At 65.2% G+C, this 23,623-nt stretch carries 20 protein-coding genes, 2 rRNA genes and 1 other RNA gene; 3 read left to right on the top strand and 20 right to left on the bottom strand.

Annotated features, from left to right (window positions below; translation table 11 throughout):
- Positions 1-482, top strand: a 482-nt coding sequence (locus tag WCZ84_RS09865; protein ID WP_372686098.1) for a DciA family protein, incomplete at its 5' end; no start/stop codon positions are given.
- 21 nt (positions 483-503) lie between these two features.
- Here the strand turns inward: WCZ84_RS09865 and lpxC are convergent.
- From lpxC to rnpB, 16 genes are all read right to left on the bottom strand, one after another.
- Entirely contained in the window at positions 504-1,427 is a 924-nt protein-coding gene (gene lpxC / locus WCZ84_RS09860; protein ID WP_372686097.1) for a UDP-3-O-acyl-N-acetylglucosamine deacetylase, read from the bottom strand.
- Between the two features lie 205 nt (positions 1,428-1,632).
- Entirely contained in the window at positions 1,633-2,790 is a 1,158-nt protein-coding gene (gene ftsZ, locus WCZ84_RS09855) for a cell division protein FtsZ (RefSeq protein ID WP_372686096.1), read from the bottom strand.
- A 73-nt stretch (positions 2,791-2,863) separates the two neighbouring features.
- On the bottom strand, positions 2,864-4,090 hold the full coding sequence (gene ftsA / locus WCZ84_RS09850) for a cell division protein FtsA (RefSeq protein ID WP_372686095.1): 1,227 nt from the start codon (positions 4,088-4,090) through the stop codon (positions 2,864-2,866).
- On the bottom strand, positions 4,087-4,887 hold the full coding sequence (locus tag WCZ84_RS09845; RefSeq protein ID WP_372686094.1) for a cell division protein FtsQ/DivIB: 801 nt from the start codon (positions 4,885-4,887) through the stop codon (positions 4,087-4,089). Before WCZ84_RS09845 ends, ftsA begins: the two co-directional genes overlap by 4 nt.
- Positions 4,888-4,897: 10 nt before the next feature.
- Positions 4,898-5,845, bottom strand: a complete 948-nt coding sequence (locus tag WCZ84_RS09840) for a D-alanine--D-alanine ligase (RefSeq protein ID WP_372686100.1) — start codon at positions 5,843-5,845, stop codon at positions 4,898-4,900.
- Positions 5,839-7,245 (bottom strand): UDP-N-acetylmuramate--L-alanine ligase, encoded by a 1,407-nt coding sequence (gene murC / locus WCZ84_RS09835; RefSeq protein WP_372686093.1) that lies wholly within the window; start codon positions 7,243-7,245, stop codon positions 5,839-5,841. Before murC ends, WCZ84_RS09840 begins: the two co-directional genes overlap by 7 nt.
- Positions 7,242-8,315, bottom strand: coding sequence for an undecaprenyldiphospho-muramoylpentapeptide beta-N-acetylglucosaminyltransferase (gene murG / locus WCZ84_RS09830; RefSeq protein WP_372686092.1), 1,074 nt, complete (start codon positions 8,313-8,315; stop codon positions 7,242-7,244). Before murG ends, murC begins: the two co-directional genes overlap by 4 nt.
- The gene (gene ftsW / locus WCZ84_RS09825; protein ID WP_372686099.1) at positions 8,312-9,457 is read right to left on the bottom strand and encodes a putative lipid II flippase FtsW; all 1,146 of its coding nucleotides are present in this window, start codon (positions 9,455-9,457) and stop codon (positions 8,312-8,314) included. Before ftsW ends, murG begins: the two co-directional genes overlap by 4 nt.
- A gap of 56 nt (positions 9,458-9,513) precedes the next feature.
- Entirely contained in the window at positions 9,514-11,058 is a 1,545-nt protein-coding gene (murD, locus tag WCZ84_RS09820) for a UDP-N-acetylmuramoyl-L-alanine--D-glutamate ligase (protein WP_372686091.1), read from the bottom strand.
- Positions 11,055-12,227, bottom strand: coding sequence for a phospho-N-acetylmuramoyl-pentapeptide-transferase (gene mraY, locus WCZ84_RS09815; protein ID WP_372686090.1), 1,173 nt, complete (start codon positions 12,225-12,227; stop codon positions 11,055-11,057). Before mraY ends, murD begins: the two co-directional genes overlap by 4 nt.
- A complete protein-coding gene (gene murF / locus WCZ84_RS09810; RefSeq protein ID WP_372686089.1) occupies positions 12,217-15,012 on the bottom strand; it encodes a bifunctional UDP-N-acetylmuramoyl-L-alanyl-D-glutamate--2,6-diaminopimelate ligase MurE/UDP-N-acetylmuramoyl-tripeptide--D-alanyl-D-alanine ligase MurF in 2,796 nt (931 codons plus the stop codon). The genes mraY and murF overlap by 11 nt, the downstream gene beginning before the upstream one ends.
- Positions 15,009-16,754 carry a peptidoglycan D,D-transpeptidase FtsI family protein gene (locus WCZ84_RS09805; RefSeq protein ID WP_372686088.1) on the bottom strand — a complete coding sequence of 582 codons (1,746 nt, stop codon included), beginning with the start codon at positions 16,752-16,754 and terminating at the stop codon, positions 15,009-15,011. The genes murF and WCZ84_RS09805 overlap by 4 nt, the downstream gene beginning before the upstream one ends.
- A complete protein-coding gene (gene ftsL / locus WCZ84_RS09800) occupies positions 16,751-17,038 on the bottom strand; it encodes a cell division protein FtsL (RefSeq protein WP_372686087.1) in 288 nt (95 codons plus the stop codon). Before ftsL ends, WCZ84_RS09805 begins: the two co-directional genes overlap by 4 nt.
- The gene (gene rsmH, locus WCZ84_RS09795; protein ID WP_372686086.1) at positions 17,035-18,096 is read right to left on the bottom strand and encodes a 16S rRNA (cytosine(1402)-N(4))-methyltransferase RsmH; all 1,062 of its coding nucleotides are present in this window, start codon (positions 18,094-18,096) and stop codon (positions 17,035-17,037) included. Before rsmH ends, ftsL begins: the two co-directional genes overlap by 4 nt.
- Before the next feature lie 8 nt (positions 18,097-18,104).
- Complete coding sequence (mraZ, locus tag WCZ84_RS09790; RefSeq protein WP_372686085.1) at positions 18,105-18,533, bottom strand: division/cell wall cluster transcriptional repressor MraZ; 429 nt, start codon at positions 18,531-18,533, stop codon at positions 18,105-18,107.
- 199 nt (positions 18,534-18,732) lie between these two features.
- Positions 18,733-19,144: RNase P RNA component class A (rnpB, locus tag WCZ84_RS09785), an RNA gene on the bottom strand.
- Between the two features lie 27 nt (positions 19,145-19,171).
- Here rnpB and WCZ84_RS09780 point away from each other — a divergent pair.
- Positions 19,172-21,007 carry an ATP-binding cassette domain-containing protein gene (locus WCZ84_RS09780; protein ID WP_372686084.1) on the top strand — a complete coding sequence of 612 codons (1,836 nt, stop codon included), beginning with the start codon at positions 19,172-19,174 and terminating at the stop codon, positions 21,005-21,007.
- A gap of 22 nt (positions 21,008-21,029) precedes the next feature.
- Here WCZ84_RS09780 and pyrC read toward each other — a convergent pair whose 3' ends face one another.
- A complete protein-coding gene (gene pyrC / locus WCZ84_RS09775) occupies positions 21,030-22,148 on the bottom strand; it encodes a dihydroorotase (protein ID WP_372686083.1) in 1,119 nt (372 codons plus the stop codon).
- Positions 22,149-22,253: 105 nt separating this feature from the next.
- Here pyrC and WCZ84_RS09770 point away from each other — a divergent pair, with 105 nt between their 5' ends.
- Positions 22,254-22,526: an SWIB/MDM2 domain-containing protein gene (locus tag WCZ84_RS09770; protein WP_372686082.1), complete on the top strand. Its 273-nt coding sequence runs from the start codon at positions 22,254-22,256 to the stop codon at positions 22,524-22,526.
- 89 nt (positions 22,527-22,615) lie between these two features.
- Here the strand turns inward: WCZ84_RS09770 and WCZ84_RS09765 are convergent, their stop codons facing one another.
- The 3 genes from WCZ84_RS09765 to WCZ84_RS09755 form a co-directional block, all read right to left on the bottom strand.
- Positions 22,616-22,984 carry a DUF4870 family protein gene (locus WCZ84_RS09765; protein ID WP_372686081.1) on the bottom strand — a complete coding sequence of 123 codons (369 nt, stop codon included), beginning with the start codon at positions 22,982-22,984 and terminating at the stop codon, positions 22,616-22,618.
- Positions 22,985-23,155: 171 nt separating this feature from the next.
- A 5S ribosomal RNA gene (rrf, locus tag WCZ84_RS09760) occupies positions 23,156-23,268 on the bottom strand.
- A gap of 185 nt (positions 23,269-23,453) precedes the next feature.
- Positions 23,454-23,623, bottom strand: a 23S ribosomal RNA gene (locus WCZ84_RS09755); the annotation flags it as partial.

Here is a 23,623-nt window from a genome sequence, read left to right as displayed (position 1 = left end):
ATCCGAGTATCCTTATGTCCAGGCCTGCCCCATCCCGCCGCTCCAGGGCGGCTGCCACCCCGGCCCTGCAGTGGCTGGCCCACCATCCGCAGGGGGCTTCGCTGCTGCAGACGGCGCGCGAACTGCTGGCCCTGCAAACCGACATGGCCCCGGCACTGCCACGCGCGCTGGGCCGGTGCGTGCGCGCCGCGCGCCTGGAAAACGGCACCCTTGCGCTGTCGGTGTCCAGCCCGGCACAGGCTGCGCGCCTGCGCCAGGTGACCCCGGCCGTCGTGCGCCAACTGCACGCCCGGGGTTGGCCGGTCAATGACATCATGATCCGTATCGATGCGTCTGGGGGCGCCAACAGGGCACAAAAAACGCAGCGTGAAACCCGACCCCTCGACAGCCAGGCGCTGAGCCTGTTCGCGGCGCTGCAGCAAAACGTGTCTGCAGGGCCGTTGTCAGAGGCCATTGCACGGCTGCTGGCCCACCACCGGTAGGGCGCGCCGCGGCGGCGGTGCTCAGGCGAACTGCCAGTCTCGGGTGAACGCGGCAGGCGCGGCCTCTTGGGTGGCATAGTGAACGATTTCCCAGCTGTCCTGCCGGGCCAGCAGCGCCCGAACCAGCTGATTGTTCAGACCGTGCCCAGACTTGTTGGCCACGTAACGCGACACCAATGGGTAGCCGACCAAGTACAGGTCTCCGATGGCGTCGAGGATCTTGTGCTTGACGAATTCGTCGTCATAGCGCAGGCCATCCTGGTTGAGTACGCGGTATTCATCCATCACGATGGCGTTGTCGAGGCTGCCGCCACGGGCCAGCCCCATCGAGCGCAAGGCCTCGACCTCGCTGGCAAACCCGAACGTGCGCGCACGGGCAATGGTTTTGACGTAAGAATCATGGGCGAAATCGATTTCAGCCACATTGGCCGTGGCATTGATGGCCGGGTGGTGAAAATCGATGGAAAACGACAGCGCAAACCCTTCGTGCGGTTCGAGCCGCGCCCATTTGGCCGCCGGGCCTTCGCCTTCGCGCACTTCGACGGGCTCGAGCACGCGCAGAAACTGCTTGGGAGCGGGCTGCTCGACCAGGCCTGCACTGCGCAGCAGATAGATGAACGTGGCGGCGCTGCCATCCATGATGGGGACTTCTTCGGCGTCCAGGTCGACGTGCAGATTATCGACCCCCAGGCCGGCCAGGGCCGACATCAGGTGCTCGACGGTGGAGACCCGGACCGAACCCTGCTGCAGCACCGAGGCAAGCCGGGTATCGCCCACGGCATCAGCCCGGGCGGGGAGATCGACCACCTGGGGGAGATCGACGCGATGGAACACGATGCCGGTCCCTGGCTGGGCCGGACGCAAGGTGATCTTGACGCGATGCCCCGAGTGCAGACCCACGCCCGTGGTGGAAATCGACTGTTTTATGGTGCGTTGAAGCAACATAGCGGCCTTCATGGAGTTGACGTGCGCGTGAACTGTTGCACGACACGAAACGTGGCATTTTAACCTGAATCAGGGTTTTCCACGAGTACCGCCAGGTCGATGCGCCATCCCGGCCCTCAGGGGAGCGGGCCGGGACGTCGCGCCTGGCGCCTTGGCGCATCAGCGAACACTTCGTGAGGAAACGATGCAATACCCCAAGCGGAGGTTAGTCTGCCTGCTTTCGCAGGAAAGCGGGAATGTCGTAGTGATCCATGCCAGCCCCTTCGAGCGCGCGAATCTGCGCCGAAGCTCGCGGATTGCGCATCACGGAGGGAACATCGGTTCCTTCGAAGTTTTGCGCGCGGAACACCGGCACGTCGTCCGTTCCGGTGCGGGTGACCTCGCTTTGGCTGGAGACCAGCTGGGGCCGTGCCATACCCAGCCCGGTGGCCACCACGGTCACGCGCAAATGTTCGCCCATGGCCTCGTCGTAGGCCGTGCCGAAGATCACCGTGGCATCGGCTGCGGCATAGCTGCCGATGGTGTCCATGATTTCGCGTGTCTCGCGCATCTTCAGCCCCTGGCTGGCCGTGATGTTGACCAGGATGCCCCGCGCGCCATGCAGATCCACCCCTTCGAGCAGCGGACAGGCGATGGCCTGCTCGGCCGCCACACGCGCCCGATCGGCGCCCGAAGCCACCGCCGTGCCCATCATGGCCTGGCCTTGCTCGCCCATGATGGTCTTGACGTCTTCGAAGTCGACGTTCACGTTGCCTTCGACGTTGATGATTTCGGCAATGCCGGCGCACGCGTTGTGCAGTACGTCGTCGGCGGCCTTGAAGCAGTCATCCTGCGTAGCGTCTTCGTCCATGAGATCGTAGAGGTTCTCGTTGAGCACCACGACGAGCGAATGCACGTTGCGAGACAGCTCGCGGATGCCTTCTTCGGCCATGCGCATGCGCTTGGTGCCCTCGAACAGGAACGGCTTGGTGACCACCCCGACGGTCAGGATCCCGAGCTCTTTGGCGACTTCGGCCACCACCGGACCGGCCCCTGTTCCCGTGCCGCCGCCCATGCCGGCCGTGATGAAGACCATGTGCGCGCCGTTCAGGGCGGCCCGGATTTCTTCGCGGGCCGATTCGGCCGCGGCACGGCCCTGATCGGGCTTGGCCCCGGCCCCCAGGCCGGTGCGGCCCAGGCGAATCTGGACCGGCGCCTCGCTGGACGCCAGCGCCTGCGCATCGGTATTGGCGCAGATGAACTCGACCCCCTGCACCCCCGAACGAATCATGTGGCCCACGGCATTGCCGCCCGCCCCGCCGACCCCCACCACCTTGATCACCGTGCCGCTGCGGCTGGTGTCCAGCATCTCAAAATTCATCATGTCGATTTCCTCATTACAGTGAAACAATGCATCCCCTGAAAGCTCATGTCAACCTTTTGACCCGTTCTTCTGGTCAGTTCATGAACCACTCCTTCATGCGCGTCAGAAATGACCGGAACCGGCCTTTCTGCTGCGCGACCTTGCGACCCCGGGCGTGCTGCATGCGCGCCTCGGTGAGCAAACCCATCACCGTCGCGAAACGCGGGTTGCGCATCACGTCGGACAGACTGCCGCTGTACAGGGGCACCGCCACCCGCACCGGCTTGAGAAATATATCTTCGGCGAGCTCTACCATGCCTGGCATCAAGGCCGTACCCCCCGTCAAAACCACCCCCGACGCCAGCAGTTCTTCGTGGCCGGACTCGCTGACCACCTGCTGCACGAAGCCGAACAATTCTTCCAGGCGCGGCTCGATCACCGCCGACAGCGCCTGGCGCTTGACGCTGCGGTTGGGCCGATCCCCCAGCCCAGGCACCTCGATGATCTCTTCGGCATCGACCAGCGTTTGCTTGGCGATGCCGTGCTGCAGCTTGATTTCTTCGGCATCGGGCGTGGGCGTGCGCAGCATGGCGGCGATATCGCTGGTCACCTGGTCGCCCGCGATGGGAATCACGGCCGTATGACGAATGGCGCCGCCGGTGTAAATGGCGATGTCGGTGGTACCGGCCCCGATGTCCACCAGCACCACACCCAATTCCTTTTCGTCGGACGTCAGGCAAGAGAGGCTGGACGCCAGCGGCTGGAGGATCAGATCCTGCACCTCGAGGCCGCAACGGCGCACGCACTTGATGATGTTCTGGACCGCGCTGACCACCCCGGTGACGATGTGCACCCGAACTTCGAGCCGCATGCCGCTCATGCCGATCGGCTCGCGGATGTCTTCCTGCGAATCGACGATGAACTCCTGGGTGAGCACGTGCAGCACCTGCTGGTCGTTGGGAATGTTCACGGCCCGGGCTGTTTCCACGACACGGGCCACGTCGGCCGCCGTGACTTCCTTGTCCTTGACCGCCACCATGCCCGCCGAGTTGAAACTGGCGATGTGACTGCCGGCGATGCCCGTATAGACTTCTCGGATCTTGCAGTCTGCCATCAATTCTGCTTCCTCGAGCGCCCGTTGAATCGAATTGACGGTCGATTCGATGTTGACCACGACGCCCTTGCGCATGCCCTCGGATTCATGCTGGCCCAGACCCAGTACCTCGAAGCCGCCCTCCGGCAGGATCTCGGCGACCACCGCCACCACCTTGCTGGTGCCGATATCCAATCCAACGATCAGGTCTTTGATGTCGCGTGTCATGGTGTGTTGGAAGAAGAAGGTTCAACGGAGCCGCTCGCCAGGCTGATGGCAAACCCATTGGGATGACGCAGGTCGGCATGGCGAATGACCTGCCCCAGACGGCGGGTCAATTCGGGCCATGCCCGGACAAATCGATCGATGCGTGCCGCAAACGGCAGGGCGCCCGCGCGGCCGTGCGGATCGGGCACGTCTGCCGCGGGATCACGCCCCAGGCTCAGTTGCATGCCATCGGAGAGCACAACCTCCCATGCGTAGCGGGGCGTCAGCGTGGCCTCTTGGACGCTCAGGCCCAATGGCGCGAAACGCCCCGCAATTTCAGCGTAGCGCTGGACGACCAGCCGCTCCGAATGCGCCGGCCCGTTCAGTTGGGGAATATTCAAGCCATCCGGCAGCTCGCCCGGATTCGCCGTGAAGGTTTCCCCCCAGGTGTTGATCATCTGGTTTTCATTCCAGAACGCCAACGGGCGCTGCTCTTCGATGCTCACCCGGAGCGTATCGGGCCAGATGCGCCGGACATCGACGTGGCGTATCCACGGAGCCGACTCGATCGTCGAGCGAACCGTATTCAGGTCCAGCAGAAAGAAATTGCCGCGTACGCGCCCGTCCAGACTGGTCTGCAGGTTGGCGGGCGTCACATAATCAAGCGCCATGTCCGCCATCGGGGTGATCTCCAGACGCCTGATCTCGAAGTAAGGCCTGCGGATGATCCAAAACACCACCCCGGCCACCATGGACAGCACGGCAGCCAGGGCCAGCAGATTGGCCAGCAGGTTCACGAGACGGGCTTCCAGCAGCATGATCCGGCCCTCATGAAACCCGGGCACGCTGCAACTTGCAGCGCGCCGTCGACAGTATTTCCAGGCACAGCTCGGCATAGCTCATGCCCGCAGCGTGTGCGCCCATCGGCACCAGCGAGTGTCCGGTCATGCCCGGCGACGTATTGAGCTCGAGCAGCCACGGCTGATCCTGTTCATCGAGCATGACGTCAATCCGGCCCCAGCCCTCGCCATCGAGTGCCTGGTAGGCCCGCACGGCCAGGTCCTGAATATGCGCGCTCAACACCGCTGGCAAACGCGCCGGAGTCTCGTAGACCGTGTCGTCGGATATGTATTTATGCTCATAATCATAGTGGCCGTCCGGGGCAATGATTTCCGTGATCGGCAAGGCCCGGGCAGACCGTCCGGTTCCCAGGATGGAGACGGTGAGTTCACGCCCGCGGATGAAGCGCTCGGCCAGAATGCGGTCATCATAGCGGCAGGCAAGCTGCTGTGCCGGCAAGATCTGATCCACCGTCTGCACGCGTGTCAGCCCCAGGGTGGAGCCCTCGTGGGCTGGCTTGACGACCAGCGGCAGGCCCAAGCGCCCCGCCAGATCCTCGGGGGGCTCGTCGCAAGACAACTCGACGAAGTCGGGGGTGGGCAAACCATGCTGCAGCCACACCCGCTTGGTCGTGGTCTTGTCCATGGCCAAGCTGCAGGCCTTGGGACCGCTGCCAGTATACGGGATGCGCAGCAATTCGAGCACGCCCTGCAGCGTACCGTCCTCGCCATACCGCCCATGCAGGGCGATGAACACGCGATCAAAACCCGCACGGGCCAGCTCAGACACCGTCTGGTGGGCCGTATCGAACAGGTGCGCATCCACCCCCTGCGCCCGCAGGGCGGCATGCACCCCCGCACCGGACATCAGCGAGACCTCGCGCTCGGCAGACACCCCCCCATACAACACACCTACGCGTCCAAAGCGGCTCATAATCCTTCTCCGAATTGTGCGGGCACCCGGCTGATCGAACCCGCCCCCATGAGGATCACCACATCTCCATCGCGCACGAAATCGCGGATGGCATCGGCCAGGTCGCCCACCTCGGGAACGAAGACCGGTTCGACCCGGCCCGCCACGCGCAGCGCGCGGGCCAGCGCACGGCCATCCGCGGCGATCAGCGCCGGTTCGCCGGCCGGATAGACCTCGGTGAGCAGGACCGCATCCGCCTGGCCCAGCACCTGCACGAAATCTTCGAAGCAGTCGCGCGTCCGGGTGTAGCGGTGCGGCTGAAAGGCCAGCACGATGCGACGCCCGGGCCAGACGCCGCGTGCTGCCGCCAGGGTGGCCGCCATCTCGACCGGATGGTGGCCATAGTCGTCGACCAGTTCGAACGCTCCGCCACCATGCGCGTCCGGGACGGGAAATGGGCCCAGCAGCGTGAAACGGCGGCCAACGCCGCGAAACTGTGCCAGTGCCTCGGCGATGACCGCATCGGCCACGCCCAGTTCGGTGGCCACGGCGATCGCCGCCAGCGCGTTCAGGACGTTGTGCCGACCCGGCAGATTCAGGCAGATGGACAGGCCGGGCAACGCCCCCTGCAACCCCTGGCGTTCCACCTCGAAGCACATGCGCGCGCCGTCATGGCGAAGATTGTACGCGCGAAAGCCGGCTGGCCTGTCGATTCCATAGGTCGTGATCGGACGGGAGACAAAAGGGATCAGTTCGCGCACGTTGGCATCGTCCGCGCACAAGATGACGCTGCCGTAAAAGGGCAGGCGCTGTGTGAATTCCACAAAGGCGCTCTTGAGCCGGGCCACGTCATGGCCGTACGTGTCCATGTGATCCAGATCGATGTTGGTGATCACCGCCATGACGGGCAGCAGATTCAGGAACGAGGCGTCGGACTCGTCGGCCTCGACCACGATGAAATCCCCCTGCCCCAGGCGCGCATTGGCATCCGCCGCATTCAGGCGGCCGCCGATCACGAACGTGGGATCCAGCCCCCCCGCAGCCAGTACGCTGGCCACCAGGCTGGTCGTGGTGGTCTTGCCATGGGTGCCGGCGACCGCGATGCCCCGCTTGAGACGCATGAGCTCGGCCAGCATGAGGGCCCGCGGCACCACAGGGACATGGGCGGCCCGCGCGGCCAGGACTTCGGGATTGTCGGCCTGGATGGCCGTCGAGGTGACCAGCGCCCCGGCGCCCTGAATGTGTTCGGCCGCATGGCCGATATACACCTGGGCGCCCAGCGCCCGCAGACGGTGAGTGACCGCGGTCTCTTGCACGTCCGACCCGCTGATGTCGTAGCCGAGGTTCAGCAGGACCTCGGCGATGCCGCTCATGCCGGAACCGCCAATGCCCACGAAATGCAGCTTGCGTATGCGATGCTTCACCTGGGTTCCTTCCTTGACTGTATGCAGACCTCGGCGATGCGCCGGGTCGCCTCGGGGCTGCCATGCTCCAGCGCGTGGCTCGCCACGGCAGCCAGTTCGCTGCGTGTGCGTGCCATCAGCCAGTTCGCCAGGGCGACGCCATCGAGCTGGGCCTGCGGAATCACCCACGCGCCGCCGCATTCCGAAAGATACCGCGCATTGGCTGTCTGATGATCATCGATGGCATGCGGTAGCGGAATGAACAAGGCCGCCACCCCGACGACGGCCACCTCGGCCACCGTCATGGCGCCAGACCGGCATATGACCAGATCCGCCCACGCCAGGGCCTCGGCCATGTCTTCGATAAACGCGCTGACATCGGCGTCCAGCCCCAACTGGGCATACTGCTCGCGCACCGCCGTGACATGCGCATCGCCGGCCTGATGCCGCACGCGGGGCCGCAACGCGGGCGGCATGTTGACCAGCGCCTCCGGTACCAGCTGATTGATACGCAACGCCCCCAGGCTGCCGCCCACCACCAGCACCTGCAACGGGCCCGAACGCCGGGCATAGCGCAGCGCGCTGGGCGTGACATCCACCAGTGCCTCGCGAACCGGATTGCCGGTCATCAGGGCCCCCGGCAACGCCCCTGGAAAGCCGGCCAGCACACGGGTCGCGATCCGGGCCAGAATGCGATTCGCCGTGCCGGCCACGGCATTCTGTTCATGTATCACCAACGGAATGCCGGAAAGCCGGGCCATCAGGCCGCCCGGGAATGCGGCGTAGCCGCCCATGCCCAGCACGACGTCCGGCCGATGGACCCGCAACACACGGCGCACCCGCCAGCAGGCTGCACTGAGCGTGAATGGCAGGCCGAGCAGCGCGCCGGTACCCTTGCCGCGCACCCCCCCGAACTGTAGCGGCAACAATTCGATCCCCTGGGCCGGCACCAGCCGCCCCTCCATGCGCCGCGGATCGCCCAGCCACAAGACCCGCCAGCCCAGGGCCCGCAGGGCGGCCGCAACCGCCAGACCGGGCATGATGTGCCCGCCCGTACCGCCGGCCATGATCAGGATCAGGGGCGGTGTCATCGGCGTTTCCCCCGCATCAGGCAACGCATCTCGTGATCGATGCGCAACAGAAGCGCCATGGCCGCCAGGTTCATCACGATACCCGAACCGCCATAGCTGACCAGCGGCAGGGTCAGGCCCTTGGTAGGCAACAAGCCCAGGCACACGCCGACATTGATGAACGCCTGGACTCCGATCCACAACGCCACGCCCTGGGCCACCAGGCTTTCATAGGCGCGCTCCAGCACCATGGCCTGGCGCGCGACGTCAAATGCGCGCAGCACGATGAACACGAATACGGCCATCAGGCACAGCAAGCCCACCAGGCCCAGCTCCTCGCCGATCACGGCAACGATGAAGTCCGTATGGGCCTCTGGCAGATAGTGCAGCTTCTCGATGCTGGCCCCCAGGCCCACACCGAACCATTCGCCCCGCCCCAGCGCGATCAGCGAGTGCGACAGCTGATAGGCACTGCCGTAGGCATTGTCGGGATTCCATGGATCCAGGTAGACGAACAGGCGCTCGCGGCGCCAGGGCGAAAGCCAGATGAGCAACAAGAAGCTGGACATCACGCCGCCCAGCATGAGCGTAAACAATTTCAGGTTGATGCCGCCGATGAACAGAATGCCGACGGCAATGGCCCCAATGACGATGAAGGCCCCCAGATCCGGTTCGAGCAGGAGCAGTACCCCGACGACGATCAAAGCCAGCGCGATGGGCAGGAAGCCACGCACGAAACCGGCCACGAACCCTTGCAGGTGCGATTGCTTGCGCACGACATAGTCGGCCGCATACAGCATCATGGCAAATTTCATCAACTCCGACGGCTGAAAATTCAACAACCCCAGCGGCAGCCAGCGCCGCGCCCCATTGACCTCGCGCCCCAACCCCGGCACCAGCACCAGTACCAGCAACAACAGCGCACACACGAACAGCGGCACGGTCAGCTTGTGCCAGACACGCATCGGCACGGCCGCCACGATGCCCGCCCCCAACAGGCCAATCGCGATGAACAGCGCGTGGCGGCCCACGAAATAGAACCGGCCGTACCCTTGGTAGCGTGGTCCGTCGGCCAGGGCGATCGACGCCGAATACACCATCAGCAAGCCAAACAGCACGAGCGCCATCACCGCGACCAGCAGGCCGATGTCCAGCATCGGCATGGCACTGCGTGTAGCCCGTGCCGAGCCGGTGCTGCGCCCCAGGGCGCCGAGCACGCTCACGCCACCTCTCCCTGGTCTGCCGCAAGGGCATCGACACAGGCCACGAAATGCTGCCCGCGATGCACATAATTGCGAAACATGTCCATGCTCGCACAGGCGGGCGAGAGCAGTACGGCATCCCCGGCCTGCGCCCGCTCGAACCCCTGCCGGACAGCCTCCTCGAGACTGGTGCAAAAATGCAGCGGAACGCCACTGTCGGACAGCGCCTGGGCCACGATCCGGGCGTCCTGGCCGATCAGCATCACGGCTCGGGCATGATCACGCACCGCCGCCGACAGCGGCTGGAAATCCTGCCCCTTGCCCAGCCCCCCGGCAATCAGGACCGAAGGGCGTCCAAGGCCCTGGAGCGCCGCGAGCGTGGCGCCCACATTGGTCCCCTTGCTGTCATCGATGAAGTCCACGCCAGCCACCGAGCGCACGAACTGCATCCGGTGCACCTCGCCGCGGTAGGCACGCACCGCGTGCAGCATGGAGGCCCAGTCCAACCCGATGGCACGCCCCAGCGCCAAGGCGGCCAGGGCATTGAGTACGTTATGCTGGCCGCGTATGCGCAACGCCTCGGCAGGCATCAGATCCAGCAGCCGCCCCGCTTGGCGACCGCTATCCGGCGGCGTACGGCGTGCGCTCTTGCGCGCGCGCACCGGCTGGGACGCAGAATCCGCCTCCATCACGGACAGCCAGGCCAGGCCGCCTTGCTCATGGATGCCCAGGTCCCCGACGAGGGCCGGTTGGCCCAGGCCGAAGCTGCACACCTGAAGGTCGGCCGCGTCGGCGATCATGTCGCGGACCCGGGCGTCATCCCGATTGAACACCTTGCAGCCCGCCATGCCGTAGAGCCGCGCTTTGGCAGCGGCATACGCGGGCATGGAACCGTGCCAGTCCAGATGGTCCTGGGTCACATTGAGCACCACGGCCGCGTCGGCCTGCAAAGACTCGGTGCCCTCGATCTGGAAGCTGGACAGCTCCAGGACCCAGACCTCCGGCAGCATGTCGTGTTCGACGGCATCCAGCAAGGCGGCCAGGGCGGCCGGCCCAATGTTGCCCGCGGCCCGGACCCGGTAGCCGGCGGCCTCGACCAGTTCGCGCGTCAGGGCGGTGACCGTGGTTTTGCCATTCGTGCCCGTGACGGCCAGCACCCGCGGCGCATACCCCTCCTGCCCGTGCAGAGCCTTCAGGGCGCGCGCAAAGAGCTCGATCTCGCCGAGCACGTCGACGCCACGCGCCCGCGCCTGGGCCAGGAAGCCCGCCACGTTTGGATCCCGCGGAGAGATTCCCGGGCTCACGACCAGGGTCTGCACGCCCTGGAGGAACGCTTCGTCGAATTGCGCCACACCCAAATGCCCCTGGACCACCATGCCATGTGCCTGCAGGGCCGCCAGGCCGGGCGGCTGCTCGCGGGTATCCAGCACGCGCACCACGTCGCCCTGGCGGGCGCACCAGCGGGCCGCGGCCACACCGGTCTCACCGAGGCCCATGACCAGGGTGACGGGCGCCGGGGCGCCTGCGCGCGGCGATGCACTGGAGGCGGCCACCGGACTCATCGCAGCTTCAGGCTGGCCAGACCGACCAGCACCAGCATCATGGTGATGATCCAGAAGCGGACCACCACCTGCGTTTCCTTCCAGCCGCCCACCTCGAAGTGGTGATGCAGTGGTGCCATGCGAAAAATCCTGCGCCCCTCGCCGTAGCGCTTCTTGGTGTATTTGAACCAGCTGACCTGCAGCATCACCGACAAGGTCTCGACCACGAACACCCCACCCATGATGAACAGCACGATTTCCTGCCGCACGATGACGGCAATCGTACCCAACGCCCCCCCCAGCGCCAAGGCACCGACGTCGCCCATGAACACCTGGGCCGGGTACGCGTTGAACCACAAGAACGCCAGGCCCGCGCCGGCGATCGCCGCACACAGCACCATCAGTTCCGAAGCACCCGGAATATACGGGAACAGCAGGTATCTGGAATAATCGACGCGCCCTACCACATACGCGAATATTCCAAGCGCGGCGGCGATCATCACCGTGGGCATGATGGCCAGGCCATCCAGCCCATCCGTCAGGTTGACCGCGTTGCTGGTGCCCACAATGACCAGCCAGGTGAGCGTCATGAAACCAAAAACGCCCAGCGGATAGCTGATCGTCTTGAAAAACGGCACGATCAGATCGGCACGCGTCGGCAGCGGCATGGAAAAGCCGCTGAGCACCCATTCGCGAAACAGAGGCCACAACCCGGTGTTGGCCGGCACGGAGACCGCGAAACTCAGGTACATGGCGGCAACCACGCCGATCAGGGCCTGCCAGAAGAACTTCTGCCGGGCGGGCATGCCCTCGGGATCGTGATGGACCACCTTGCGGTAGTCGTCGGCCCAGCCGATCCAGCCAAAACCGAACGTCACCAGCAGCACGACCCATACGAAGCGATTCGACCAATCGGCCCACAACAAAGTGCTGATGCCGATCCCAATCAGGATCAACGCGCCCCCCATGGTGGGCGTGCCGCTCTTTTGCAGATGCGTCTTCGGGCCATAGCTGCGCACCGACTGACCGATTTTCATGGCCGTCAGGCGGCGAATCAACCAGGGCCCCGACAGGAGCCCGATGGCCAGCGCCGTGGCGCTGGCCAGTACCGCCCGGAATGTGATGTATTCGACCACACCAAAGGCACGAAAATGATGGTCCGCCAGCCAGCGTGCCAATTCAAGTAGCATGAGGCCCCCCTCGCGGGCCGGTCGCATCGGCCTGCAATGCCTGCACCACCCGTTCCATCTGCATGCTGCGCGAGCCCTTGACCAGAATATGCCCCGGCCGGGCTGCAAGCAGCTGCGGCAGCAAAGCCTCCAGCGAATCAAACGACTGGGCGGCGGCTCCGAATGCGGCGGCTGCGGCACGGCTTGCGTCGCCCAGCGTCAACAACACATCGATGCCACTGTCCCGCGCGTGAGCCCCCACTTCGGCGTGCATGGCCGGCCCCTGCACCCCCACTTCCGCCATATCGCCCAGGACGAGAATGCGCCGGCCGTCGAGGGCCGCCAGCACCTCGATGGCGGCCCGCACCGAATCCGGGTTGGCATTGTACGTGTCGTCGATGAGTTGAAAGCCATCGGCCATGGTCGTGGGCTGCATGCGCCCACCCACCGGGACGAACCGCTTCAGGCCTTCGACAATGGCCGCCGCCGGCGCGCCGGCGGCCCAGGCACAAGTGGCGGCAGCCAGGGCATTGTGCAGGTTGTGCCGGCCAGGCGCATGCAGCACGACCTCGTGAGACTGGCCGGCCAGATGCAGTTCGAATTCAGTGCGTTGCGGCCGGGCCCGGATTCGCGCCGCCCTGACCTCGGCCCGATCGGAAAAGCCGAAACAGCGCACGCGCCGCGACCCGGCCATGTCCCGCCAAAGAGGCGCGTAGGGATCCTCGGCGGGAAACACGGCGACGCCGTCCTCGGGCAGGGACAGCAACACCTGCCCATTCTCGCGGGCGACCGCATCGACCGACTGCATGAACTCCTGGTGCTCCCGCTGCGCATTGTTGACCAGCGCCACAGTGGGCTGTGCCACCGCGGCCAGATCTGCGATTTCGCCCGGATGGTTCATACCGAGCTCGAACACCGCTGCGCGATGCTCGCCCCGCAGCCGCAGCACGGACAGGGGCACGCCGACGTCGTTGTTGAAATTGCCCGGCGTGGCCAGGCGCTGGTCCGCGCCCCACCAGACGGCCAGGATGGCGCTGATCATCTCCTTGGTGGTGGTCTTGCCATTGCTGCCCGTGACGGCGATGACCGGCAAATGGAATTGCCGGCGCCAGACGCTGGCCCACAACTGCAGAGCGTGGCGCGTATCCCCCAGAACCAGCTGCGGGAGATCCACGTCGGGCAGCCGGCGTTCGACCAGCGCAGCGCGCGCGCCCGACTGGGCCGCCACCTGCACGAAGTCATGCCCGTCGTAGCGCTCGCCACGCAAGGCAAGGTACAGGGCGCCCGCCGGAAAATCACGCGTGTCCGTCGCCACGTGCGCCCCCTGCTGCCAGGTCAGGGCCAGGCAGGCCCAGTCCCGATCGTCGAACGGCCGCCGCACACCCCGGGTTTCCTGCCACGTTTCATGGCCCTTGCCCGCCAGCAGGATTACGTCGCGCGGTTCGGCATCCCAGATGGTTTCCAGGATGGCGCGGGCCCGATCGATCTGCACGTGCACCGGCGCCCGCATACCGGACAGAATGGCCTGCACAATGGCTTCCGGCGCCTCGCCGCGCGGATTGTCGCTGGTGACTACGACCCGATCGGCCAACCGCTCTGCCACCGCGCCCATCAGGGGACGCTTGCCGGCGTCGCGATCCCCCCCGCATCCAAACACGCACCACAAGCGCCCGTCGCGCTCCTGGGTGACCGGCCGCAGCGAGACGAGCACGCGTTCCAGGGCATCGGGCGTATGCGCATAATCGACCACCACCAGCGCCTGCGCATACGGCCCCGACGCCGGCCCGCCGGGCAGGGCTGTGATCGCCTGCAGGCGCCCGGGTACCGGCTGCAGGCGCGCCAGGGCCCGGGCCGTACGGCTCAGGCCCCAGCCCAGCTCGCGCAGGACACCCGCCACCAGCAGCAGGTTTGAAATGTTGTGCTCGCCCACCAGATGGGTCACGATTTGCGCGCGGCCGCGGGGCGTGATCAGGTTGAAGACCAGGCCATCGGCACTGTGTTGAATGTCTTCTGCCCGAAACAGGGCCATCCCGCCCGCCGCCAGGCCATATCCATGACGATGGCCCGACACCGGCTTGCATTCGAGCAGCTCTCGCCCGGCCGGGTCATCTGCGTTGATGATGGCCCCGCGCAGGCCGGGCCGGTCGAACAGGGCAAACTTGGCCTTTTTGTAGTCGTCGAAACTGCCGTGATAATCCAGATGATCCCGGGTCAGATTCGTAAAGCCCGCGACCTGGACCGTGACCCCGTCCAGGCGCCCTTGCTCGATGCCGATGGACGACGCCTCGATCGCGGCCGCCACCGCCCCCGCCCGCTGGATGGCGGCGAGGCTGCGATGCAGCGTCAGGACGTCGGGCGTGGTGAGCACCCCGCCCAGATTGCGGCCATCGGCCAGGGTGACGCCCAGGGTGCCCACGGTGCCGCAGGGCATGTCCTCGGCATTGAGGGCTGCGGCAATCCACTGGGTGGTCGAGGTCTTGCCATTGGTCCCGGTCACCGCGATCACCGTCAGGGCATCCGATGGCCGTCCATACCACAAATGGGCCACCTCCCCCAGGCAGCGGGCCAGATCATCCACCTCGAGCACGGGCAGCCCCTCGGGCGAAGGGAACGCGCCGCCGCGAGCGCGCACGATCGCGCCAGCCCCCGCATCGGCTGCGGCCTGCATGAAACCGCGGCCATCGTCCGCCTGCCCCGGGCAGGCAAAGAATACGTCACCCGCCTGGATCTGGCGCGAGTCCAGACAGAGATCGGCGGTTCGAGCCACCTGTTCGTCCAGCCACGTCAGAATATCCAGACTGCTCATTGCACGGCCCTCCCGCCCGGCGCGGCCGCCACCAGGGCGTCCACCGCTTCCACGGGCGCATCGGGCCGGACCCCCATGCGCCGTAGCGTGCCCGACACGATGTCGGCAAAAACCGGTGCCGCCACCCGCCCACCATAATAGCCACCCGCGCCTGGCTCATCGATGGACACCGCGACCACGATACGGGGATCCGACACGGGCGCGAAGCCGACGAACGAGCTGCGGTACTTGGTCTTGCTGTAGCGGCCATTGACGATTTTGCGCGCCGTGCCGCTCTTGCCCGCCACCCGGTAGCCCCGAACCTGGGCCAGCCGGGCACCATCGGGGCCAGCGGCGGCCTCGAGCATGCCGCGCATCAGGCGCGCCACCTCGGGTGAATAGACTTGCACGCTGGTCGGGCGCCCCTCGCGACGAACCATGGATAACGACACCATGTCGCCATCCCGCGCGAAAACCGTGTAGGCGCGCGCGACCTGCAGCAGCGACACCGACAGCCCATAGCCATACGCCATGGTGGCCTGCTCGATGGGCCGCCAGCGTTGCCAGGGCCGCAGGCGGCCGGATGCCGTGCCTGGAAACAGCATGCTCGGCACCCGTCCAAAACCCAGTTCCGAAAACGTGGTCCACATGCTGCGCGCATCCAGGCGATCGGCAATCATGGTCATGCCGATGTTGCTCGAATGCCGGATGATGCCACGCACATCCAGCCGGCCGTTGCGCGAAACATCCGAGATCACGGCACCATGATAAGCATAGCGGCCATTGCCGGTATCGAACAACGTATCCAGGGCGATGCGCCCGGAATCCAGGGCAAGCGCCGCCGTGAAGGGTTTCATGATGGAGCCGGGCTCGAACGTATCGGTGACCACCCGATTGCGCAGGGCCGGGCCGCTGCGCTGCGACGTCTCGTTCGGATCATAGGATGGCAGGGTGACCATGGCCAGGATTTCCCCCGTCTGTACATCGAGCACGATCGCCGTCCCGGCCTGGGCCTTGTGCACTTCCAGGGCTTCCTGCAGCGCCTTCCAGGCATCGAACTGAATGCCGGCATCAATAGACAGCCGCAGATTATGGCCATCCACCGGCGGCACGACGGCCTGCACCTCTTCCACGATGCGCCCCAGACGATCACGGATCACGCGTCGCATACCCGGCTGCCCGGACAGATGATCATCAAAGGCGAGCTCCATCCCCTCGATGCCATGATCTTCGATATTGGCGAAGCCGACGATATGCGCCATGACGTCGCCTTCTGGATAGATGCGGCGCGTTTCGGGCAACTGGTGCACGCCCGGTATCTTCAAGGCACTGATCTTGCGCCCCACGTCGAGCGGCACCTGGCGTCGCAGATAGACGAAACTGCGCGCATCGCCCGCGGTCCGCTGGCGCAGCTCGCCCACCTGGAGACCCAGCAGTTCCGCCAGCTGCCTGACTTGCGCGTCATCCGCCCGGTTGAAGTCCTCCGGCACGGCCCAGACCGCGCGCGCGGGCACGCTGGACGCGAGCACGACCGAGCCGCTGCGATCGAAGATCTTGCCCCGGGTGGCGGGCAACACCAGGGTACGTTCGTAGCGGCGCTCGCCCTGGCGTTGCAGGAATTCGTTGGACAGGACCTGGAGATCCAGCGCCTTCACTGCCAGCGCCATGAACCCCAGAAGCAGCACGAGCACCACCAGCCTGGCGCGCCAGAACACGGGCCGCATCCCCAACACGGGGCTGGCGTGAAATCCGACGCGCTTCATGGCCGGCCCTCCAAAGGCTTCTGGGCCTGCTGGACGTACAAGGTGCGCTCGGGATCGACCGGCACCAGATGCAATTCATTGCGCGCCAGCGTGTCGATGCGGGCGTTGCGTGCCAGCTCGGCGCGCCTCAGCTGCAAACGGCGCCAATCGGCATCCAGATCGTGCGCGCCGACTTTCAGCTGCTCGACCTGCATGAACAGTTCGCGCGCCTGAAAGCGGAGGGTCACCAGGGACAGGGCGGATGCCATCAGCAGCACGGCCAGGAAAACGGACAGACGCATCATGCCCGCCTCCGTGCCCGATTCCGGTCCGGGTCCTGACGTGCGCCCCACCCGGACGCCGAACGCAAACGAGCCACGGCATGTGCCGGCATGGGCTCGCTGGTGCGCTCGACAGCCCGCAAGACGGCCGAGCGGGCGCGCGGATTTTCGGCCACCTCGGCGGCATCGGGCCGCCGACGCCCCAGCAGCCTGACCCAGGGCTGGGGCATGGCCGACTCGGGGATCGGCAGACGGGCCTGTGCCTGGCCAGGGTGCGCCGCCGCGGCGAAGCACTGCTTGACCATGCGGTCTTCCAGCGAGTGAAAACTGATGACCGCCAGGCGCCCGCGGGGGCACAGCCGCTTCAGGGCTGTCGGGAGGGTGTGCGCGAGCTGCGTGAGCTCGTCATTGATGTGAATCCGTATAGCCTGGAAGCTGCGGGTAGCCGGATGACGGCCTTTTTCGCGCGTGGGGACGGCACTGGCAATGAGCTCGGCGAGCTCGCCCGTGGTACACAGCGGCCGGGATTGGCGGCGCGCAACAATCGCTTTTGCAATCCGAAGAGCAAACCGTTCTTCGCCATAATGTGCGATGACCTCCTTGATCTGATTTTGCTCGGCTTGGGCCAGCCATTCGGCCGCCGTCTGTCCGAAACGAGTATCCATGCGCATGTCCAGAGGGCCATCGCGCAGAAAAGAGAACCCCCGACCGGCCTCATCGAGCTGCGGCGACGACACCCCGAGATCGAGCAAAATGCCGTCCAGGCAGGCAATGCCCAACCCATCGAGGTGTTCGTCCATGGCAGCAAACGTGTCGTGCACCACAATGACCCTGGGGTCCTCGCGCTGCAATTCACGGGCGACGGCCACGGCTTGCGGGTCCCGGTCGAACACCAGCAGGCGCGCCCTTGGCAGAAGCCGCGTCAGCAGGTGCCGGGCGTGGCCTCCGCGCCCGAATGTACCGTCCATGTACACCCCTTCCAGGCTGGGTGCCTGCCCGGTGGGCCCTTTGCCGCCAAACCCGGGATCCAGCAAGGCATCCACGGCCGGTTCCAGCAGAACGGTACGATGAGCAGACACCATGGAAGGGCTCAGAATGAAATTTGTTCAAGAATGGCCGGATCGAGGTTCTTCACATCGTCGGCACACCGCACATCCCATTGGGTTCTATCCCACACTTCAAAATTGGCCCCCAGGCCCAGCAGCATGACATCACGGTCCAGGCCAGCCGCCGAGCGCAGTTCGGGCGCCACCAGTATCCGACCCGCCGAATCCATGTCCACATCCTGGGCGCTGCCAAGCAGCAAGCGCTGCAGGGCGCGCGCGGAAGCCGGCAGGGCAGCGATCTTTGCACGCCGGGCTTCCCACTCGGACCGCGGATAAAGGATCAGGCAGCCATCCGGGTGGCGGGTCAGTGTCAGGCGCCCCTGTTCTTCGGTCTGCAGGACGTCACGATACCGAGCCGGAATGGACATCCGGCCCTTGGCATCGAGCGTCAAGGCACTGCTTCCCTGGAACATGGGGGGATCTCCCACTTCATGACACAAAAACCTACTTTCGCCCACTCTAAGGGAAGCGTGCCCGCCGGTCAAGCCCAAGATGCAGATTTATTCAATCACAACAAGCACTTACACCTGTTCCAGAGATATTTTATGCAAATAAAACCATGTCAAATCAATGCATTACGCGTTGATCTGAATGTCGTTTATGAGAAGGAAAGGACGGAACAGGCCTGTAGGCCGGATTCTGTACACCGGGACGAGCCCAGTGGGCGATCATTCATCTGGGCGCGCCATTGCTGGCGCGCTCTGGCTATCGACCCGCATGCTCGGGCGGGCCGCCCTTTCGGCCAATGGCCTGCGCATGCCTATTTGATATTGCTCCGGGTAGAGGTTGCCGCGTTTCACCCTGCCATGCCACGACTGCATTGCAGCCGCACAGCACGGAGATGGCCGTGCCGGTGTGCCCAACAGGCACCCGCATGGCAGACTCGTCTCTGTGGCCCTGTTCCTCGGCTTGGCGGCCGGCCCCTGGCCTGCCACCTTGCCGGACGGCCGTTAGCCGCTACCGCGCCCTGTGGAGTCCGGACCTTCCTCGATGCCTGTGGCACCGCGACCGCCCGGCCTGCCCCGCCCGCCCATTGTACACTGGAGGGATCATGACGGATACTGTTCTGGCCCTTTCAAAGGCCCAGCTGGCCTATGGCCACCACCCGCTTCTGGACCAAGCCGACCTCCAGTTGCAAAGCGGCGAACGGGTCGGCCTGATCGGGCGCAATGGGGCAGGGAAATCATCCTTGCTGCGGGTGCTAGAAGGCCGCACCGCACTGGACGACGGCGAAATCCGGCGCAGCCCGGGCCTGCGCATCGCGCGGGTCGACCAAGAGCCCGAACTCCCCGAGACCAGCACGGTCGCCAGCTACCTCGCGGGCGACGTCCTGGCCAGCGAAGACTGGTCCCGCCCAGCCCGCGCCGATCAGCTGATCGAAACCCTGGGGCTGGCGGCCGACCATCCGCTGTCTGGCCTCTCGGGCGGACAGCGCAAGCGGGTCGCATTAGCGCGCGCCCTGATCGACGAACCCGACCTGCTGCTGCTGGACGAACCGACCAACCACCTGGATTTCGACGGCATTGCCTGGCTCGAAGAGCACCTGCTCAAGGCCCGCCTGACGCTGGTGGTCATCACCCACGACCGTCGTTTCCTGGATACGGTCGCCACCCGCATCATCGAACTCGATCGCGGGCGCATACTCAGTTTTCCCGGCAATTTCAGCCGCTGGCAGGCGCACAAGGCGCAATGGCTCGAAGCCGAAGCCCAGGAACAGGCCCGTTTCGACAAGTTTCTTTCCCAAGAGGAAGTCTGGATCAGAAAAGGCATCCAGGCCCGGAGAACCCGCAACGAAGGGCGCGTCCGCCGGCTCGAGGACCTGCGCAGGCAACGGGCGGCGCGCCGGGATGTCCAGGGACAGGTACGGTTCTCTTTGGCCGATGGGCAACGATCAGGCAAGCGCGTGATCGAGCTGGACGCGGTCGACTTCGGCTACGACGAAACGCTCCTGGTCCGTGATTTCAGCGTGCTCATCCAGCGGGGCGACCGGGTGGGCCTGATCGGCCCCAACGGGGCAGGGAAAACCACGCTGCTGCGCCTGATGTTGGGCCAACTCGCGCCTCTTCGGGGGCAGGTGCACCGTGGCACCAACCTGTCGATTGCGTATTTCGACCAGATGCGCAATCTGCTCGACGAGCAGGCCACGCTGGCGGACACCATCAGCCCAGGCAGCGAATGGGTTGAAATCGGCGGGCAACGCAAACACGTCATGAGCTACCTGGAAGACTTTCTCTTCCCACCCCAGCGGGCGCGCTCGCCCGTCTCCAGCCTGTCGGGTGGCGAGCGGGCCCGGCTGGCGCTGGCACGGCTGTTTGCCCAGCCGCACAATGTGCTGGTACTGGATGAACCCACCAATGATCTGGACATCGACACCCTCGAGCTGCTCGAGGCGCTTTTGCAGGACTACGGCGGGACCGTACTGATGGTCAGCCACGATCGCAGTTTTCTGGACAACGTCGTCACCCAGGTGATTGCCGCCGAAGGCGGCGGGCACTGGGTCGAATACGTGGGCGGCTACACCGAATGGCTGGCGCAGCAGCAAGCCAGTGCAACCGGCACGGCACAGGCCGCACCGGCTCGCTCTTCAGACACGGTCGCCCGCGCGACACCCATGGAGACGCCGCCGGCGCCTCGCGATGAGGCGCGCAGGCCGCGCAAGAACCGGCTGGCTCCCTGGGAAGAAAAAGAGCTGGCCGAACTGCCCGACCGGATTGCCGAACTCGAGGCCCGACAGGAAGACCTGGCGGCCAGCCTGTCCGACCCCGATCTCTACCGGGACGGCAGCGATCAGGCGCAGGCCATACAAGAAACGCTGGACCAGCTCCACACCGAGCTCGACACCCTTTTCACGCGCTGGACAGAGCTCGAAGACCGCAACGACGCCTAGCCGGCGGCCTGCTCAGACGGGGTTATGGCGCGTCATCGAGCGGGCTGCTGCCCGGATCGCCCACCGTGTCCAGCACCCGCCAGGGCAGCCATTCACCCGCCGCCAGCGGGACGATTGCCTGTGCGCCCGCGCCCGCGTCCAAGCATTCGGGCACCCGATCGGCGGCCCGCTCGATGACCAGCCGGCTGGTGTTCACGGGAAGACCATAAAAAGCAGGCCCGTGCAGGCTGGCAAAGCCCTCGAGACGCGCCAGCTGGCCCACCGAATCGAAGGCCGTCGCATACAGGGCCAAGGCGTGCCGCGCCGTATAGCAACCTGCGCAACCGCAATCCTGTTCTTTGGCCGGGCGGGTATGCGGCGCGCTATCGGTTCCGAGGAAGAATCGGGCATTGCCGCTGGTGGCCGCCTGAAGCAAGGCTTGCCGGTGGCGCTCGCGCTTGAGCACCGGCAGGCAGTACCAATGCGGGCGCAAGCCCCCCTGAAACAGGGCGTTGCGGTTGTACAGCAAATGATGGGCCGTGATGGTCCCGGCGACCGGGCCGTCGGCTTCCTGAACATACGCGACCCCCTCTGCGGTGGTCAGATGCTCGAACACCACCTTCAGCGCCGGAAACGCATGCCGCAGGGGCCGCATGACACGGTCGATGAATACCGCTTCGCGGTCGAAGAGATCGACCGCCGGGTCCGTGACTTCGCCATGCACCAGCAGGGGCATGCCAAGCGCCTGCATGGCCTCGAGCGCCGGGCGGCAATGCCCGAGCAGATCGGTCACCCCCTGGTCGGAATGCGTCGTGGCGCCTGCCGGATACAGCTTGACCCCATGAACCAACCCACTGTCGCGGGCGCGCTGTATTTCGGCTGGTGCGGTCTGGTCGGTGAGATACAGCGTCATGAGGGGCTCGAACGCGGCGGCCTCGGGCGCCAGCCCAGAGCGTGCCAGGGCCTCGAGAATGCGCCCCCGATAAGCGATGGCCGCCTGCGTGGTGGTGACGGCCGGCTTGAGGTTGGGCATGATGATTGCACGCGCAAACTGACGTGCGGAGTCGGACACCACCGCCTGCAGCATATCGCCGTCGCGCAGATGCAAATGCCAGTCATCGGGGCGGATCAATTCGAGACGGTTCACGGGTGCTGGAGTCATGTACATTTCCTGGTTATCAAAAGATCCAAAGATCCGTTTTGTATTTCGGTGAAACACGCGTTATGCTGCGAAGGCATTTCTTCAACCAAGCAGGAGCCTGAAATCATGCCAAGCACTCAAAAGACGGGGCGCAAGCCCAATGCGGCCTTCATGAAACCCCTGACACCTAGTGCAACCCTGGCAGCCGTCATCGGCAGTGAAGCCATCCCGCGCACTGAAGTCACGAAGCGCATCTGGGACTACATCAAGAAGCACGACCTCCAGGATCCTGCCAATCGCCGCAACATCAATGCCGACGACAAGCTGCGGCCCTTGTTCGGCAAGGATCAGGTATCGATGTTCGAGCTCACGAAACTGGTCAGCCAACATCTTAAATAACCCAAAGATATCCGCCATGCATCCAACCGGCGGCGCATGCCTGACGAGCCCTCCAGGCATGACCCCGGGGAGGGGGCATGGCCGATATCCTAAAGCCCGGGCAGGGGGGTTTCACCGGCAAAATGCGCGAGCCACCCCTTGACCACCCGGTAGATCACCCAGATCAGGACGATGAGCCCAGTGACATAGCCGACGAACACCAGGCTGGCAATCGCGCTGAGCAGCGTCCATAGAAGCCCCCACCAGAATGTCCTGAGGATCCAGTCGATGTGGCCGGCGTATACAGTGCCGATCATTTCGCCCCGCTTCAGATACGCCAGCACGACCGCTGCGATGATGGCCGCCCCCAGGAGCCCTGCCGTCAGTACGCCCAGGGCAAACAAGCCGTACATCAGGTGGATCAATTGTCGTGAACCCAGGCCCTTGTCAGCCTCGTATCGGCCCTCTTCCTGTGTCATGTGAAGTCTCCGGGCCACTGCAGCCCTGTCAGTTCGAACCCTAGGATTCTAACGTATTCAGGCGCCATGCCACGGATGTCGTCGGGACGTTCCTGGCAGGTGCGCGACGGCCGGCTGGACATGCAAAAAGCCCCTGCAGTTTGTTTCTGCAGGGGCTTTTTCGGATAAGGTGCCTGACGATGACCTACTTTCACGGATGTCCATCCACTATCATCGGCGCGAAGGCGTTTCACTGTCCTGTTCGGGATGGGAAGGAGTGGGGCCACCTTGCTGTGGTCGTCAGGCATGAGCGATTGTGAGCCAGGCCACACGGGGCGGTCTGGCTCACCAAACTGGAAGAAGCACACAACGGGTTGCATTAGTTCATCACGGCCCGCGCACACCTGGTGCGCAAAGGCCGCATACGGCACGTCTCTCGCAAACCCAGCACCTTGCAGCCTCATCGAATCATTCGAATCTGCAAAGTTATGGGATCAAGCCGCACGGGCAATTAGTACTGGTCAGCTACACGCGTTGCCGCGCTTCCACACCCAGCCTATCAACGTCCTGGTCTCGGACGACCCTTCAGGGGGGTCAAGCCCCCGGGATACCTAATCTTCAGACGAGTTTCCCGCTTAGATGCCTTCAGCGGTTATCTCT

It is taken from the genome of Castellaniella sp., from assembly GCF_041675725.1.
Taxonomy (GTDB): domain Bacteria; phylum Pseudomonadota; class Gammaproteobacteria; order Burkholderiales; family Burkholderiaceae_B; genus Castellaniella.
This window is presented reverse-complemented; position numbering and strand designations above follow the sequence as displayed.